This window comes from Streptomyces sp. NPDC001858 (genome assembly GCF_053594615.1).
The window spans coordinates 40,133-55,177 of sequence record NZ_JBSFEV010000035.1 but is presented as its reverse complement, the minus strand read 5'-3'; the positions used below and the strand labels follow the sequence as shown (position 1 = coordinate 55,177).

Genomic DNA, 15,045 nt, shown 5'->3' with positions numbered 1-15,045 from the left:
CACGGATGCCCTCGGGTGAGGGCGCCGGGAGGGCGCGGAGGGCCGGCGGCGCCTCCGCTCAGAAGGGGCGACAGAGCATGGCGGCGACGCGGCACAGGTCTACTGCCCGCCGCTTCGTGAGATCCGCCTGTCGCTGCATCATGTCGTCGATCGTAGGGACGCACAGGTGGGCATGTCACCAGCACTCCGAATGGTGAGATGCGATCGTCCGGATACTGGGACGGGGCGGACACGAAGAGCGCCCGGGCCGTGGGGGGCACGGCTTCCGGGCGCTTGTATCCGTCGTCACATCTGCGGTGCGGACGACTCCGTCTCGCCTGTCGGACGTCTGCCTTCCACCGTCGGGGTACTACCCGGCCAGGTTGACGTTGGAACCCTTCACCGTGATCTCCACACCGTTCGTCCCGGCCTTGACCTGGTCGAGCTGGATCCCGCCGGGCAGGTCGTCGATCTTCTGCTGGAAGTCGGTGATCGAGCGCACCTCGTTCTCGGCGGCCTGGACCCCGCCGAAGCTGGGCAGCGAGTCGGCGTGCACGCGGACGGTGTCGCCCTGGACGGTGACCGTGCTCAGCACGTAGACGGGCTCCGGCAGCTCGGTGCCGAGGACGGTGGCCTCGACGGCGACCTTGATCTTGCCGTTGCCGCCGTCGGAGAGCCCCACGACGTTGGCCGTGACGCCCTGCACCACCTCGGTCGGCTCGGACTTCGCCGTCTTGAGCAGTTCGGCGTAGGTGATGGACGCGGTGCCGGTGGCGCTCGACGCGGTCGCGGAGCTGAAGTCGCTGGAGAAGTCGACGCCCTTCATGTCCGCGTTCAGATCGTCGAGGCGGATCGTCTGGCCGCTGGTGCCGGTCGCCGCCTCGTAGTCCTTGATGCCGACCTCGACGTCGTCCAGGGAGCCGCCGACGACCTGGGTGAGGAACGGGAAGCCCTTGATGGACACGTCCGGGGTGGTGGCGAGGCCCTCGTTCGTCTTCAGCTTGTCGGCGACCTCGCCCTCCGCGAAGTTCACGGCGAGGCGGTCCGCGAGCACGAACAGACCGCCCAGGACCACGACGACGACCAGCAGTATTCGAAGCGCACGCATGCGGTAGTTCCCCCACCCGGTTGGCCAAAAGTCAATGAGGCCTCACGGTAACCCTCGGTACGGACGCCACCGCCGATTTGTCGATCAGCTGTGACAGTCTTTACCGCTCCCCGCAGCTCGCTCCGCAGATCTTCCCGGGGCTCACCCCAGCGACCGTCCCAGCACGTAGACCGCGGGTGCGGCGGCGGCCAGCGGCAGGGCCACGCCCGCCGTGAAGTGGACGAAGCGGGAGGGGTAGTCGTAGCTCGCGACCCGGTGGCCGATGAGCGCGCAGCCCGCCGCGCCCGCCCCGAGCAGCGCGCCCGCGGCGCCCAGGTCCGTCAGCTCGCCGACCGCGATGCCCGCGCCCGCCGCGGCGAGCAGGGCCACCACGACCGAGGCAGGGGTGGGCAGCGGCAGCGCGCGGGCCAGCAGGGCCACCGCGACCGCGGCCGCCCCGACCGACACCGCGTCCGGCTCGGCGCCGAGGTACCCGGTGGCGAGGACGGCCAGCGCGGCGGAGGCGACGGTCGCCATCAGGCCGTACATGCGCTCGTCGGGGTCGGCGTGCGAGCGCAGTTGGAGGACCAGGCAGAGCAGGACCCAGACGCCCAGGGTGCCGAGGATCGCGGCGGGCGCGTTCTCCCGGCCGGCCACGAGCAGGGCGACGTCCGAGACCAGCGCGCCCAGGAAGGCGAGCGCGATGCCCTGCCGGGCCGGCCACATGCCGTTCAGCCGGAACCAGCCCGCGGCCGTGACGGCCTGGAGCGCGACGAGCGGGACGAGCAGGGCGTACGAGCCGATCGCCGCCGAACCGGAGAGCAGCAGACCGAGCAGCGCGGTGAGCGCGGCGGGCTGCATGCCCGGCTCGATGATCGGCGACCGCCCCTCCAGCCGGGCGCGCTGGGCGTCGGTGACGCGGGCGTTGCCGGCGAGGGTGGCGGGACCGTAGGTCGCGGCGGTGCCGCCCGCGTCGGGCGCCGGGGCGGACACAGGTGCTGCGGGCATGGGTGCGGGCATGGGTGCGGGTGCGGGTGGGGGTGCGGTGGGCAGGTACGCGGCGGGGCGGCCGTATCCGTCGTCGGAGCGGCCGTACGCGGGCTGCGGGTCGCCGTAGGCCGGGGCCTGGTCGGCCGGGGCGACCGGGGTGACCGGCGCCTGGACGCTCGTCTCCCAGGTCTGGCCCTGCCACTGCTGCGTGTACTGGAGGTGGGCCTGTGGGTCGTCGTACCCCTGCTGCTGCCCGGGCCACGCCTGCTGGGCCTGCTGAGCGTGCTGAGCCTGCTGGGCGGCCTGCTGAGCCTGGGCGTCGTAGCCCTCGTACCCGTCGTACCCCTCGTACGGCGGGTACTGCTGATACTGCTGGTCGTACGGCGGGTCGTACGGCTGGTCGGTCATCTCACCCTCCTGCGAACGGCGGGAGCACCTCGACCGTGCCGCCGTCGGCCAGCCGTACCGTCTCATGTGCGCGGGTGCCCACGGGGTCACCGTCGACGAGGAACGAGCATCGCTGCAGGACACGCACGAGTTCGCCGGGGTGTCGCGCACGGGCGGCGTCGAGGGCCTCGGCGAGGGTGTCCGCGTCGTGCGGCTCCTCGGCGACCCCGGCCGCTGCCTTCGCGGCCGCCCAGTAGCGCACCGTGACCTTTGGCATCGGTTCCTTCAATCGATCGGCTGTGTACACGGTCAGGCTAGCCGCCCTGTGCGGCCGCCCAGTCCCCGATGCGGGCCAGCAGTGCGTCGTCGGCCGCGTGCTCGGCGTGGCCCATGCCGTGCTCCAGCCAGAGTTCGCCGTGCCCGGCGGCGGCGTCGGCCAGCATCCGGGGGTGGTCGAGCGGGAAGTAGCCGTCCCGGTCGCCGTGCACGATCAGCAGCGGCGTGGGGGCGATCTTCGGGACCGCCTGGACCGGCGACAGCGGCACCGGATCCCATTCGCGCCCGTGAATACGGGTGCGGAAGCCGTAGCGGCCGACCAGCCGGCCCTCGGGGCGGGTGATCAGCCAGTGCACGCGGCGCATCGCAGGCGTGCCGCGGTAGTACCAGCGGGCGGGGGCGCTGACGGAGACGACGGCGTCCACCGTCCCCGGGTGCAGCGCCGCGTGCCGCAGGACCACGGAGCCGCCCATGGAGAAGCCGACGGTCGCCACGCGCGCGTGGCCGAGCGAGCGCGCCCACTCCACGGCGGCTGCGACGTCGTGCACCTCGCGGTCGCCGACGGTGGAGTGCCCGCCGGAGCGGCCGTGTCCGCGGAAAGAGAAGGTGACGACGGCGCCGTGCCGGGCGAGGGCGGACGCCACGCGCCGCACGTGCGGGCGGTCCACGTCGCCGGTGAACCCGTGGGCGACGACGAACGCGGGGTGACCGGTGGACGGAGCGAAGGCGTCGTATACAACGCCACCCGGTTCGTATACGGAATCGAGGGAAATCCCGTCGGCGGCGGTCAGAAACGTCCGCAATGGTGTGCGACTGCCCGTCTCGGAATTCGGACGAACGGCGGAACGTGCCACATGACCTGCCGGACTGCTGCTCATGTGGGCTATTCTGCTGGACAGAGGACTCGGGCAGCGAAGCCCCCGGGTCCTTTTGTGCTTTCGGAACCGTTGTATACGAAGTGGGAACCGGGCGGGAAACGCCAGGTGACCGCGGGTGTACGGCCCCCGGGAACGCAGTGCAGTGCCGCAAGCAAGCGCAGTGCCGATAACGTCCTCGCAGGGACCGAGGAGGAACCAGACATATGAGTTCTCTGCTGCTCCTGACCAACGCCCTCCAGCCGTCGACGGAGGTGCTTCCGGCCCTCGGCCTGCTGCTGCACAACGTGCGCGTGGCACCGGCCGAAGGCCCCGCTCTCGTCGACACCCCCGGCGCCGACGTCATCCTGATCGACGGCCGGCGCGATCTGCCCCAGGTCCGCAGCCTCTGCCAGCTGCTGCGTTCCACGGGCCCCGGCTGTCCGCTCATCCTCGTCGTCACCGAGGGCGGCCTCGCGGCCGTCACCGCCGACTGGGGCATCGACGACGTGCTCCTCGACACCGCCGGACCGGCCGAGGTCGAGGCGCGACTGCGGCTGGCCATGGGCCGCCAGCAGATCGTCAACGACGACTCCCCGATGGAGATCCGCAACGGCGACCTGTCGGTCGACGAGGCGACCTACAGCGCGAAGCTGAAGGGGCGGGTCCTGGACCTCACCTTCAAGGAGTTCGAGCTGCTGAAGTACCTCGCCCAGCACCCGGGCCGGGTCTTCACCCGCGCCCAGCTGCTCCAGGAGGTCTGGGGCTACGACTACTTCGGCGGCACCCGCACGGTCGACGTCCACGTACGGCGGCTGCGGGCCAAGCTCGGTCCGGAGCACGAGTCGCTGATCGGAACCGTCCGCAACGTCGGTTATCGATTCGTTACCCCGGAGAAGGGGGAGCGCGGCGGCGAGGACGCGAAGGCCAAGACGGACCGGTCGGACCAGGCAAAGGCGGAGGATGCGGACAACGCGGCCGCCCTGGACGCCCACGAGGTCGCGGCGGAGGCGTAGTACCCGTCGGTAAGGCCACGTACCGGCTCGGGAAGGGCGTTGCTCGCGCACAGGGAAGCTCCTGAACGCCCTGCCCAGAGCGGGTCCATCCGCGTAGACTCCGCGCGTGGCCAAGGTGACTCGGGATGATGTGGCGCGACTGGCGGGGACTTCGACCGCTGTGGTCAGTTATGTCATCAACAACGGACCCCGGCCGGTCGCCCCGGCCACGCGCGAGCGTGTCCTCGCCGCCATCAAGGAACTGGGGTACCGGCCCGACCGGGTCGCCCAGGCGATGGCGTCCCGGCGCACCGACCTCATAGGCCTGATCATCCCGGACGCCCGTCAGCCGTTCTTCGGCGAGATGGCGCACGCGGTCGAGCAGGCCGCCTCCGAGCGCGGAAAGATGGTGCTGGTCGGAAACACCGACTACGTCGCCGAGCGCGAGGTCCACTATCTGCGCGCGTTCCTCGGGATGCGCGTCTCCGGCCTGATCCTCGTCAGCCACGCGCTGAACGATCTGGCGGCCGCGGAGATCGACGCCTGGGACGCGCGCGTGGTGCTGCTGCACGAGCGCCCCGAGGCCATCGACGACGTCGCCGTCGTCACCGACGACCTGGGCGGCGCCCAGCTCGCCGTCCGCCACCTGCTGGAGCACGGCTACGAGTACGTCGCCTGCGTCGGCGGCACCGCGGAGACCCCCTCCGTCGGCGACCCGGTCTCCGACCACGTCGAGGGCTGGCGGCGCGCGATGGACGAGGCCGGGATCTCCACGGAGGGCCGGCTCTTCGAGGCCCCCTACAACCGCTACGACGCCTACCGGGTCTCCCTGGAGCTGCTGGCGGGCCCGCACCGGCCGCCGGCCGTCTTCTGCTCCACCGACGACCAGGCGATCGGCCTGCTGCGCGCGGCGCGCGAGCTGCGCATCGACGTGCCCGGCGAGCTGGCGGTGGCCGGCTTCGACGACATCAAGGAGGCGGCGCTCACCGACCCGCCGCTGACGACGATCGCCTCGGACCGCTCGGCGATGGCCCGCGCGGCCGTCGACCTCGTCCTGGACGACGGTCTGCGCGTCGCGGGGTCGCGCCGCGAGCGGCTGAAGGTGTTCCCGTCCCGGCTCCTGGCCCGACGGTCCTGCGGCTGCGAGTAGTTTGCGGCTTGTATGAAGGCCTTCTGAGAAGGTCCCCCGCGCCGCGAGCGACTTCCTTATATCGGGCATACGAGGTTCTGGCGGGCTTCTCAGGGAGCACTCAGGGAGCTCTCATGGTCGCGCGCGAAGCTTCTTTCCATGACCGAGAGCATCCGCCGCAGCGGCGAGTACGAGAACTTCGAGAACCCGTACCAGGCCCCGAGCTCCGCCCCGGTGAACCCGGTGAACCCGGTGAACCCGGAGTGGCCGCCCCCGCCGGCGCACCAGCCGGTACCGCAGCAGCCCATGCCGCAGTCCGCGCAGCAGCAGGTTCAGCAGCCCGTCGTCGAGCCCACCACCGTGTGGCAGACGCACCCGCAGGCCGCCGCGGGCGGCAACGGCAACGACGGCGGAACCGCTCTCCTCACCGCCGTGGCCGCCGAGCCCGCGCCCGACAGGAAGAAGCGCGCCCGCGGCCCGCTCGCGCTGCTCGCCGCGGTGGCGATCGTCGCGGCCGCCATAGGCGGTGGCACGGCCTACGGCATCCAGGAGCTGACCGGCAAGGACGAGGTCGTCTCCTCGTCCACCACCACCAGCGTGGTGCCCTCCAGCAAGACGGGTGACGTGGCCAGCATCGCCGCGGCGGTCAGCCCGAGCGTCGTCGAGGTCAGCGCCACGCTGAGCAACGGGGCGTCCACCGGCTCCGGCGTGATCATCACCGGTGACGGCGAGATCGTCACCAACAACCACGTCATCTCGGGCGCGGACTCGATCAAGGTGAAGACCAGCGACGGCAAGTCGTACACCGCCAAGGTCGTCGGCACCGACAGCAAGAAGGACCTCGCGCTCATCAAGCTGGAGAACGCGTCCGGACTGACGGCGGCGACCCTCGGCGACTCCGACGGCGTCAAGGTCGGCGACACGGTCGTGGCGATCGGCTCCCCCGAGGGCCTGACCGGCACCGTCACCAGCGGCATCGTCTCCGCCCTGAACCGGGACGTGACCGTCTCGACGGACGAGAGCCAGAGTCAGGGCCAGGGTCAGGGACAGGGACAGGGCCAGCAGGGCGGCGGCTCGGGCAACTGGCCGTTCCAGTTCGGCGGCCAGGAGTTCAACGGCGACACCGGCACCTCCACGACGACCTACAAGGCGCTCCAGACGGACGCCTCCCTGAACCCCGGCAACTCCGGCGGCGCGCTCATCGACGCCAGCGGCAACATCATCGGCATCAACTCCGCGATGTACTCCGCCGCGGCGGACTCGTCCTCCTCCGACGCCGGCAGCGTCGGCCTCGGCTTCGCCATCCCGATCAACACCGTCAAGGCGGACCTGGCCGGCCTGCGCGCCGGCGGCTCCGACAGCTGACACCCCGTCCGGACTTCGCTGCTTCACCGAGCTTTCGCTGCTTCACCGAGCTAGGGAGTACGTCATGATCAAGCAGGTTTCGCACACGGTGACCGGTTTCGGCGCGGCGGACATCGCCCTGGCCCTCGACGTGGCGTACGCGCTGCACGAGCCGGTGGTCCCGCCCCGGGCGCCCGAGGTCGCGGCCCCGCAGCTGATGGGCCTGCGCACGTCGGCGGCCCGCCCGCATCTGCGCAAGGTTCCGCTGAACCGGCTCGCGGCGATGCGCGCCTGATCCCGCCCGGTATCCCGCCGCGTATCCCGCCGCGTATCCCGCCGCGTTCCGATCCGTCCCGGTCTTTACGCACCCGCAGGGAAGCATGCGAGGCTGAAGGCGTTCAGCAGCGCCCGCACGTCAAGCCTCCCGCCCGTCCCACCGCACCCGAGGAATCCACGCCCATGAGCTCCGCCGAAGGCGACCGTGACACCCAGCGCATCCTGATCGTCGACGACGAGCCGGCGGTGCGTGAAGCACTCCAGCGCAGTCTCGCCTTCGAGGGCTACGACACGCAGACGGCGGTGGACGGCGCCGACGCGCTGGAGAAGGCGACGGCCTACCGCCCCGACCTGGTGGTGCTGGACATCCAGATGCCGCGCATGGACGGCCTCACCGCCGCCCGGCGCATCCGCGGGGCCGGCGACACCACGCCCATCCTGATGCTGACGGCCCGCGACACGGTCGGCGACCGGGTCACCGGACTCGACGCGGGCGCCGACGACTACCTGGTCAAGCCCTTCGAACTCGACGAACTCTTCGCCCGGGTCCGCGCGTTGCTGCGGCGCAGCTCCTACGCGGCGGCGGCCGGAGCGGGCATGGTGGAAGAGGACGAGGCGCTCACCTTCGCCGACCTGCGCATGGACCTCGCGACCCGCGAGGTCACCCGGGGCGGGCGTCCCGTGGAACTGACCCGCACGGAGTTCACGCTCCTGGAGATGTTCATGGCCCACCCGCGCCAGGTCCTCACCCGTGAGCAGATCCTGAAGGCGGTCTGGGGCTTCGACTTCGAGCCCTCGTCCAACTCGCTGGACGTGTACGTGATGTACCTGCGCCGCAAGACGGAGGCGGGCGGCGAACCGCGGCTCGTGCACACCGTGCGGGGCGTGGGGTATGTCCTGCGACAGGGCGGCGCGGAGTGAAAAAGCTCGTGCGACGGTTCCGGACCCTGCCCATCCGGGCCCGGCTGTCGATGCTGGTGGCCGCCGCCGTGGCCTTCGCGGTGGCGGCGGTCTCGGTGACCTGCTGGTTCATCGTGCAGGGCAAGCTGTACGACCAGGCGGACAACGATCTGAAGAAGGTGGTCCAGCAGCCCAGGATCAAGGACCAGGTCGAGGGCATCCTCAACGCCTGCTACCAGGACACGCAGAGCACCGACCGCGACTTTCCCAGCAGCAACAGCTACTTCCAGGTCGTCAAGGCGGACGGCACGGTCTGCGTCAGCCCGTACTCGGTGGGCAAGGTCAAGGTCTCCGCCACCGACGAGAAGGTGATCGAGAACAGCGACGGCAACAACGGCGTCTTCCACAACGGCACCGCCGAGAACGGCGACCCCGTCCGGGTGCTGACCATCCCGCTCAGCACGAGCGAAGGCTCCGCGGCCCTGGTCATCGGCACCCCGCTCAAGGGCACCCAGTCCACCCTCAACGAACTCGCCCTCATCCTCCTCCTCGTCTCCGGCGTCGGAGTCATCGGAGCGGGCGCCGCCGGCCTCGCGGTCGCCCGCGCCGGGCTGCGACCCGTCGACAAACTCACCGAAGCCGTCGAGCACGTGGCCCGCACCGAGGATCTGAGCGTCCGCATCCCCGTCGAGGACGACTCCGAGGACGAGATCGCCCGGCTCTCCCGGTCCTTCAACTCCATGACGTCCTCCCTCGCCAGCTCCCACGAGCTGCAGCAGCAGCTGATCGCCGACGCCGGACACGAACTGCGCACCCCCCTCACCTCCCTGCGCACCAACATCGAGCTGCTCACCCGCAGCGAGGAGACCGGCCGTCCGATCCCCCCGGCGGACCGCAAGGCGCTGCTCGCCTCCGTGAAGGCGCAGATGACCGAGCTGGCGGCGCTGATCGGCGACCTCCAGGAGCTGTCCCGCTCGGAGGGCCAGCGCGGCGAACGCGTCCAGGTGGTCTCGCTGGAGGACACCGTCGAGTCGGCGCTGCGCCGGGCCCGGCTGCGCGGCCCCGAGCTGACCATCACCGCGTCGATCGAACCCTGGTACACCCGGGCGGAGCCGGCCGCGCTGGAGCGCGCGGTGGTCAACATCCTGGACAACGCGGTGAAGTTCAGCCCCGAGGGCGGTGTCATCGACGTGCGGCTGACCGGCGGCGTGCTGACCGTCCGCGACCACGGTCCCGGCATCCCCACCGAGGAACTCCCGCACGTCTTCGACCGCTTCTGGCGCTCCCCCAGCGCCCGCGCCCTGCCCGGCTCCGGCCTCGGCCTCTCGATAGTGGCCCGCACGGTGGAGCAGGCCGGCGGCCAGGTCACCCTGGCCCACGCGGACGGCGGCGGCACGGTGGCCACGGTCCGCCTGCCGGGCGCCCCGACCCCTCCACCGGAAGACCCCGCAACCGCTCTCTGAGCGGGTGAAGTCGGCTGCGGTGGCAGCGCCCTGAAGGGGCGCGGGGAACTGCGCGACCAGCCACGACTGCGCCGCAGCCGAACGACCGACGGCACATCGCGGCTTCCGGCGGAGCGCTCAGCGGCAACCTTTCCGAACCGGGTGGCGACTCATGCGCGGACCAACTCCCCCACCCCGCACGGAAGGCAGCCGCATGAGCGAGCACCGCGCCAAGTCGACGGCCAGATCTACGGCCACGTCGACGGCCAAGTCGACGGCCAAGCCCCGCCACCGCAGAAGGAGGACCGCGCTGGCGGTCGGCGTGCCGCTGGCCCTCACCGCCGCCGGATCCCTGGCCTACGGCACGGATCTCGGCCTGTTCGGCGCGGACGCGCAGGCGCGGGCCTCGGCCGCGACCGCAGCCGCCGCACCGGCCGCCGCATCCGCCGCCGCCCCCGCCTGGGCCACCGCCGCCGCCGACGGCTTCGCCTCGGTCGACGCCCTCGGGCAGAACGGCACCTACGGCGGCCGGGACGGCAGGACCGTCACCGTGAAGACCCTCGCCGACCTGGAGAAGTACGCGACGGCCGAGGAGCCGTACGTCATCGTCGTCGCGGCGGCGATCACCATGGACCCGGTCGGGAAAGAGATCAAGGTCAAGTCGAACAAGACGATCGTGGGCTCCGGCACCTCCGGGCACATCGTCGGCGGCGGCTTCTTCCTCGGCCAGGGCGTCCACAACGTCATCATCCGGAACCTGACGATCCGGGACGCCTACCAGGGCGTCTGGAACGACAAGGAGCACGACTTCGACGCGATCCAGATGGACGGCGCCCACCACGTCTGGATCGACCACAACGACCTGCGCCACATGGCCGACGGGCTCATCGACAGCCGCAAGGACACGACGTATCTGACCGTGTCCTGGAACAAGCTCAGCCAGGAGAACAAGGCGTTCGGCATCGGCTGGACCGAGAACACCACCGCCGACATCACGATCCACCACAATTGGATCCGCGAGACCGAGCAGCGCAACCCGTCCACGGACAACGTCGCCCACGCGCACCTGTACAACAACTTCCTGGAGGACGTGGCCGGGACGGACATCACGTCCTCCTACGGCAACTACGCGCGCGGCAGGACGAACATGCTGCTGGAGAACTCCTACTTCCAGGGCCTGACCGACCCCGTCGTGCGGGACGCCACCGCCACCCTCGTCCAGCGCGGCAACGTGTTCTCCGGGACGACCGGCAAGAACGAGAGCGGCGGCACGGGCGCGGCCTGGAACCCGAAGACGTACTACGCGTACACCCTCGACAAGGCCGCGGACGTGCCCGCCCTCCTCAAGGCGGGCGTGGGCCCCCGCACCTCGATCGGCACGGCGGCCACGACGGCCACGACGGCCACGACGGCGAGCACCGCAGCCGCCGCGGCCACCACCCTCACCGTCGCCGCCGACGGCTCCGGCCAGTACCGGACCGTCCAGGCCGCCGTGGACGCCGTGCCCGCGAACAACCCCTCCCGGGTCGTGATCTCCGTGAAGCCGGGGACCTACCGCGAGGTCGTGAAGGTGCCGGCGAACAAGCCGCACGTCACCATCCAGGGCTCGGGGGCGAGCCGCAAGGACACGACGATCGTCTACGGCAACGCGGCCGGCATGACCAAGCCCGACGGATCCGGGACCTACGGCACCCCGGGCAGCGCCACCGTCTCCGTCCAGTCGGACGACTCGCAGGTGCGCAACCTCACGGTCACCAACGACTTCGACGAGTCCCAGCACCAGGACATCGCCAACCAGGCGGTGGCGCTGCTGACGCAGGCCGACAGGATCGTCCTGGACGGGGTCATCGTCAACGGCGACCAGGACACCCTGGAGCTGGAGACCGCCGCCAAGGACAAGCCCGGCCGCGTCTACATCGCCAACTCCTACATCACCGGCAACGTGGACTTCGTCTTCGGCCGGGCGACGGTCGTCGTCGACAAGTCCGTCATCACGCTGAAGAAGCGCTGGAACGGCACGTCGGCCGGCTATGTCACCGCCCCGAGCACGCCGGCCGGCCGCAAGGGCATCCTCATCAACAGGTCGTCGATCGGCGGAGACGTGACGGCCGGCTCCTTCTACCTCGGCCGCAACTGGCACCCCGGCGGCGACACGGCCGTCGACCCGCAAACCACCGTCCGCGGCACCACGCTCAGCGCGGCGGTCAGGTCCACCCCGTGGTCGGACATGGGCGGCTTCTCCTGGAAGGAGGACCGGTTCGCCGAGTACCAGAACACCGGCGCGGGCGCGGGCGCCGCAAGCGGCGACCGTCCGCAGCTGACCGCGGCCCAGGCCGCCGACCAGGAGGTCGCGGACTGGCTCGGCGACTGGACCCCCACGGCTTCCTGACACCCCGCTGCCAGCCCTGCCACAGCCCTTCGCCGCACCGTGAGGGGATGGCGATGCGAACTGCGAGGGGAACAGAGACAAGGACGTCGGAGACAAGGACGTCGGGCACACGGACGTCGGGGACGAGGGCGTCGGAGACAGGGACCGCGGGGAGGATACTGCTGGCCGACGACGACGCGGACATCCGCGAAGGACTCGGCCGGCTCCTCCGCTTCGAGGGCTACGAGACCCTCCTCGCCGAGAACGGACGGCTCGCCCTCGACCTCGTCGGAGCGCCCGGCACCACCCCCGACCTGATCCTGATGGACGTCACCATGCCCGGCCTCGACGGCCTGGCCGCGACCCGCCGGATCCGGGCCTCCGGCTGCACCGTCCCGATCCTGATGCTCACCGGGCGCGGCGCCGTCGGCGACCGGATCGTCGCACTCGACAACGGCGCGGACGACTACCTGATGAAGCCGTTCGCCGTGGAGGAACTCCTCGCCCGGGTACGGGCCCTGCTGCGCCGCGGCGCCGGACGGCGCACGCCCCCGCCGCCCCGCACCCCCGCCGCCCGGCTGACCTTCCATGACATCGCCATGGACCTGTCCTCCCGCACGGTCACCCGGACCGGCCGCCCTCTCGACCTCACCCGCACCGAGTACTCGCTCCTGGAGTACTTCCTGCGCCATCCGGCCAAGGTCCTCAGCCGCTCCCAGATCCACAAGGACGTCTGGGGCTTCGACTTCGAGCCCAACTCCAACACCCTCGACGTGTACGTCATGTACCTGCGCCGCAAGCTGGAGCAGTACGGCGAGCCACGGCTGATCCAGACGGTCCGGGGGCTGGGCTACATGCTGCGGGTGGGCTGAGGTTTGAACGCAAAGAGGCGGCCACGTCGATGACGTGGCCGCCTCTGCGACTTACTGCGATTTACTGCGGCTTACTGCTCAGTGCTGCGTGTTGCGGTGAGTGCTACTGCACGATCGTGATCCGGTTCGCCGTCGGCGGGGCGAGCGGGGCCGTGGGCGAGGAGCCGGCCAGCAGGTACTGCTCCAGCGCGCTCAGGTCGTCGGCGCCGACGAGGTCGCCCGTGCCCTGGCCCAGCGTGGTGAAGCCGTCGCCACCGCCCGCGAGGAAGCTGTTCGTGGAGACGCGGTAGGTGGCGGCCGGGTCGATCGCCGCGCCGTTCAGCTTGATGGAGTCCGTGACGACACGGTCGGCGCCGCTCTTCGTCAGGTCCAGCGTGTACGTCAGGTTGGCGGACGGCTGCAGGATCTTCGGCGCGCTCGCGTTCGTCCCGCTCACCTGCTCCTTCAGCACCTGGATCAGCTGGGCGCCGGTGAAGTTCTGCAGGTTGACGGTGTTGGAGAACGGCTGCACGGTGAAGCCCTCGGCGTAGGTGACCACGCCGTCGCCCTCACTGCCCTTGGCCGTGTAGGTCAGGCCCGCCCGGACGCCGCCCGGGTTCATCAGCGCGAGGTCCGTCTCCGCGTCGAGCTGCCTGCCGTACCAGAGCTGGGCGTCCGCGATCAGGTCGCCCATCGGGGACTCGGTGCCCGTGTTGGGGACGTCCGCGGAGATGTAGCCGATCGCACGGTTGCCGACCGGCGCCGCCAGCGTGTTCCACTTGCTGATCAGCTCGGTCATGTCCGGCGCCTTGGCGACGGTCCGGGTGACCACGTGGTTCGCCGACTTGACGGCGGTCCGCGCGATGTCACCGGTGAAGCGGTCGTACGTCAGCGTGGTGTCCGTGTAGAGACGGCCGAAGGACGCGGCCGAGGTGACCGTGCGCGGCTTGCCCGACGGGTCGGGGATCGTGCAGGCGTACGCGGCGTGCGTGTGGCCCGTCACCAGCGCGTCCACCGCCGGCGTGATGTTCTTCGCGATGTCGACGATCGGGCCGGAGACGCCGTCGCCCGCACCCGGCGAGTCACAGTTGTAGTTGTACGAGCCGGAGGCCGGCAGGCCGCCCTCGTGGATGAGCGCCACGATCGACTTCACGCCCTGCTTCTGCAGCTCCTTGGCGTACTTGTTGATCGTCTCGACCTCGTCCTTGAACTTCAGGCCCTTGACGCCCTCGGCGGAGACGACACCGGGGGTGTCCTCCAGCGTCACGCCGATGAAGCCGATCTTGACGTCCTTCTTCTTCCAGACCCAGTACGGCTTCAGGATCGGCTTGCCGGTCTTCTCGTTCAGGACGTTCGCCGCGAGGTACGGGAAGTCGGCGCCCTTGAACTTCTTGTCCGTGTAGCAGCCGGCCGTCGGGTGACAGCCGCCCTTCTGCAGCCGGGCCAGTTCCTTGGCGCCCTCGTCGAACTCGTGGTTGCCCACGGACGTGACGTCGAGGTCGAGCTTGTTCAGCGCCTCGATGGTCGGCTCGTCGTGGAACAGGCCCGAGATCAGCGGGGAGGCGCCGACCATGTCGCCGCCGGCCGCGGTGACCGAGTACGCGTTGCCCTTGCGGGCCTCCCGCAGGTGCGTGGCGAGGTACTCCACACCGCCCGCGTCGATCGTCTTCGTCGTGCCGTCCGCCTGGATCTCCGTGACCCGGCCGGAGGAGCCGGACGGGGGCTCGAGGTTGCCGTGCAGGTCGTTGAAGGACAGCAGCTGCACGTCCTGGTAGCGGCTGGGCAGCGGCTTGGAGTGCTTGGTGTCGTGCGCGTCCGCCGGGAGCGCGGCGGCCATCGCACCGGCGGTGGCGAGACCCGCGGCGGCCGCGAGAAGGCGGTACGTACGACGTCTGCCGGTCGGATGCGGCTGGGAAGTGGCTGGCATGCGCCCCCCTGAGGTGTCTGCCTGTGGTGTCTGCGTCCCTGGGGCCGGGCCGACCTGAGAGACGTATGAGGAAGTGGCCCCGTCCGGCGCAGCCTAGGGTCAACGCGCGTAGCGCGACAGGGGGTTCTTGGTTACATCCTGGTTTCCCTTTACCCTCCGCTTGCCCTCTGGTCTGCCGTTTCGGACCGCACGTTTCCGCCTTTCCCCTTACTGCCACTTTGTACGGCCCGCCCTTTACCC

General features: G+C 70.7%; 14 protein-coding genes. 8 read left to right on the top strand and 6 right to left on the bottom strand.

The genetic code is table 11. The features are described 5' to 3' along the window. Positions 1-58: 58 nt before the first annotated feature. The 5 genes from ACWCPF_RS35240 to ACWCPF_RS35220 form a co-directional block, all read right to left on the bottom strand. Positions 59-139, bottom strand: coding sequence for an Ms5788A family Cys-rich leader peptide (locus ACWCPF_RS35240; protein ID WP_351335063.1), 81 nt, complete (start codon positions 137-139; stop codon positions 59-61). A gap of 210 nt (positions 140-349) precedes the next feature. Continuing rightward, positions 350-1,087, bottom strand: a complete 738-nt coding sequence (locus ACWCPF_RS35235) for an LmeA family phospholipid-binding protein (protein WP_451049178.1) — start codon at positions 1,085-1,087, stop codon at positions 350-352. Positions 1,088-1,228: 141 nt separating this feature from the next. Next, entirely contained in the window at positions 1,229-2,464 is a 1,236-nt protein-coding gene (locus ACWCPF_RS35230) for a hypothetical protein (protein ID WP_451049177.1), read from the bottom strand. A gap of 1 nt (position 2,465) precedes the next feature. Next, positions 2,466-2,720, bottom strand: coding sequence for a MoaD/ThiS family protein (locus ACWCPF_RS35225; protein WP_351911369.1), 255 nt, complete (start codon positions 2,718-2,720; stop codon positions 2,466-2,468). 37 nt (positions 2,721-2,757) lie between these two features. Further along, positions 2,758-3,597: an alpha/beta hydrolase gene (locus ACWCPF_RS35220; RefSeq protein ID WP_451049176.1), complete on the bottom strand. Its 840-nt coding sequence runs from the start codon at positions 3,595-3,597 to the stop codon at positions 2,758-2,760. Positions 3,598-3,800: 203 nt separating this feature from the next. On the opposite strand from ACWCPF_RS35220, the gene ACWCPF_RS35215 reads away from it, so the two are divergent. The 8 genes from ACWCPF_RS35215 to ACWCPF_RS35180 all read left to right on the top strand — a co-directional run bounded on the left by ACWCPF_RS35215 (position 3,801) and on the right by ACWCPF_RS35180 (position 12,899). Beyond that, positions 3,801-4,589 (top strand): response regulator transcription factor, encoded by a 789-nt coding sequence (locus tag ACWCPF_RS35215; RefSeq protein WP_451049175.1) that lies wholly within the window; start codon positions 3,801-3,803, stop codon positions 4,587-4,589. Between the two features lie 106 nt (positions 4,590-4,695). After that, positions 4,696-5,718 (top strand): LacI family DNA-binding transcriptional regulator, encoded by a 1,023-nt coding sequence (locus ACWCPF_RS35210; RefSeq protein WP_451049174.1) that lies wholly within the window; start codon positions 4,696-4,698, stop codon positions 5,716-5,718. A 138-nt stretch (positions 5,719-5,856) separates the two neighbouring features. After that, positions 5,857-7,062, top strand: coding sequence for a S1C family serine protease (locus ACWCPF_RS35205; RefSeq protein ID WP_451049173.1), 1,206 nt, complete (start codon positions 5,857-5,859; stop codon positions 7,060-7,062). A gap of 64 nt (positions 7,063-7,126) precedes the next feature. After that, on the top strand, positions 7,127-7,336 hold the full coding sequence (locus tag ACWCPF_RS35200) for a hypothetical protein (RefSeq protein WP_451049172.1): 210 nt from the start codon (positions 7,127-7,129) through the stop codon (positions 7,334-7,336). 164 nt (positions 7,337-7,500) lie between these two features. Beyond that, a complete protein-coding gene (locus ACWCPF_RS35195; RefSeq protein ID WP_451049171.1) occupies positions 7,501-8,238 on the top strand; it encodes a response regulator transcription factor in 738 nt (245 codons plus the stop codon). Further along, positions 8,235-9,680: a sensor histidine kinase gene (locus tag ACWCPF_RS35190; protein ID WP_451049170.1), complete on the top strand. Its 1,446-nt coding sequence runs from the start codon at positions 8,235-8,237 to the stop codon at positions 9,678-9,680. Before ACWCPF_RS35195 ends, ACWCPF_RS35190 begins: the two co-directional genes overlap by 4 nt. A 193-nt stretch (positions 9,681-9,873) precedes the next feature. Further along, a complete protein-coding gene (locus tag ACWCPF_RS35185) occupies positions 9,874-12,048 on the top strand; it encodes a pectinesterase family protein (protein ID WP_451049169.1) in 2,175 nt (724 codons plus the stop codon). A 47-nt stretch (positions 12,049-12,095) separates the two neighbouring features. Then, positions 12,096-12,899: a response regulator transcription factor gene (locus tag ACWCPF_RS35180; RefSeq protein WP_451049168.1), complete on the top strand. Its 804-nt coding sequence runs from the start codon at positions 12,096-12,098 to the stop codon at positions 12,897-12,899. 103 nt (positions 12,900-13,002) lie between these two features. Here ACWCPF_RS35180 and ACWCPF_RS35175 read toward each other — a convergent pair whose 3' ends face one another. Further along, on the bottom strand, positions 13,003-14,805 hold the full coding sequence (locus ACWCPF_RS35175; RefSeq protein WP_451049167.1) for a bifunctional metallophosphatase/5'-nucleotidase: 1,803 nt from the start codon (positions 14,803-14,805) through the stop codon (positions 13,003-13,005). Positions 14,806-15,045 lie beyond the last annotated feature (240 nt).

Bases quoted from the DNA above. Each gene is read 5' to 3' on its own strand.
- ACWCPF_RS35240 (WP_351335063.1), bottom strand. From the start codon at position 139: ATGCAGCGACAGGCGGATCTCACGAAGCGGCGGGCAGTAGACCTGTGC.
- ACWCPF_RS35235 (WP_451049178.1), bottom strand. From the start codon at position 1,087: ATGCGTGCGCTTCGAATACTGCTGGTCGTCGTCGTGGTCCTGGGCGGT.
- ACWCPF_RS35230 (WP_451049177.1), bottom strand. From the start codon at position 2,464: ATGACCGACCAGCCGTACGACCCGCCGTACGACCAGCAGTATCAGCAG.
- ACWCPF_RS35225 (WP_351911369.1), bottom strand. From the start codon at position 2,720: ATGCCAAAGGTCACGGTGCGCTACTGGGCGGCCGCGAAGGCAGCGGCC.
- ACWCPF_RS35220 (WP_451049176.1), bottom strand. From the start codon at position 3,597: ATGAGCAGCAGTCCGGCAGGTCATGTGGCACGTTCCGCCGTTCGTCCG.
- ACWCPF_RS35215 (WP_451049175.1), top strand. From the start codon at position 3,801: ATGAGTTCTCTGCTGCTCCTGACCAACGCCCTCCAGCCGTCGACGGAG.
- ACWCPF_RS35205 (WP_451049173.1), top strand. From the start codon at position 5,857: ATGACCGAGAGCATCCGCCGCAGCGGCGAGTACGAGAACTTCGAGAAC.
- ACWCPF_RS35200 (WP_451049172.1), top strand. From the start codon at position 7,127: ATGATCAAGCAGGTTTCGCACACGGTGACCGGTTTCGGCGCGGCGGAC.
- ACWCPF_RS35195 (WP_451049171.1), top strand. From the start codon at position 7,501: ATGAGCTCCGCCGAAGGCGACCGTGACACCCAGCGCATCCTGATCGTC.
- ACWCPF_RS35185 (WP_451049169.1), top strand. From the start codon at position 9,874: ATGAGCGAGCACCGCGCCAAGTCGACGGCCAGATCTACGGCCACGTCG.
- ACWCPF_RS35180 (WP_451049168.1), top strand. From the start codon at position 12,096: ATGGCGATGCGAACTGCGAGGGGAACAGAGACAAGGACGTCGGAGACA.
- ACWCPF_RS35175 (WP_451049167.1), bottom strand. From the start codon at position 14,805: ATGCCAGCCACTTCCCAGCCGCATCCGACCGGCAGACGTCGTACGTAC.